General features: G+C 61.3%; 1 pseudogene. It reads left to right on the forward strand.

From position 1 onward, the window contains the following. Nucleotides 1-2 precede the first annotated feature (2 nt). Nucleotides 3-807: pseudogene (locus tag V6S97_RS29120) on the forward strand (IS630 family transposase); the annotation flags it as partial.

Genomic DNA, 807 nt, shown 5'->3' on the forward strand with positions numbered 1-807 from the left:
TGATGGGACGAGCACTGAGCGATGATCTTCGACTACGCGTGTTAAAAGCGTCTGCGGCGGGCATGTCTGCGCGCCAGTCGGCGGCGCGGTTCGGGGTTGGGATTTCGACGGCGATCCGGTGGATCGCACGAGCGAGTGACGGTGAACCTACGTCCCGGCCGCAAGGCTGGCGACGGCCATCGGTCCTTGATGCACATGAGACGTTTGTCGTGGCCATGATCGACGACCGGAAGGACGTGACGCTCGATGAAATGGTCGAGCGTCTGTCTGTTGAGCGGCAAGTAGGTATCAGCCGAAGCGCGCTCGGCGCCTGGCTGCGGGGCCGCGGCTGGACGTTTAAAAAAAGTCCGCACATGCATTGGAGCAAGACCGGCCGGACGTCCTGAAACGCCGGCGAGCCTGGTTTGAAGGGCAACTCGACCTCGATCCGGAGAAGCTGATCTTTATAGACGAAACCGGTCTCTCGACGAAGATGGCGCGTCTGCGAGGGCGTGCCATTCGAGGTGAGCGTTGCCGAGCTGGCGTGCCGCATGGCCACTGGAAAACAACGACATTCACCGGCGCGCTCCGCCTCACAGGCATGACCGCACCCTTCGTTTATGATGGAGCGATGAACGGCAATGTCTTCCTGGCCTATGTCGAGCAAGTGCTCTCGCCGACCCTTCAGACCGGCGACGTCGTCGTTATGGATAACCTGCCGGCCCACAAGGCAGCCGGGGTGCGCGACGCCATCGAGCGCGCCGGCGCCAAACTCATGTTCCTGCCACCCTATAGTCCCGACTTTAATCCCATCGAAAACGCATTCTC

Origin of the sequence: Agrobacterium sp. CCNWLW155 (assembly GCF_036888815.1) — a bacterium.
Lineage (GTDB): Bacteria > Pseudomonadota > Alphaproteobacteria > Rhizobiales > Rhizobiaceae > Agrobacterium > Agrobacterium radiobacter.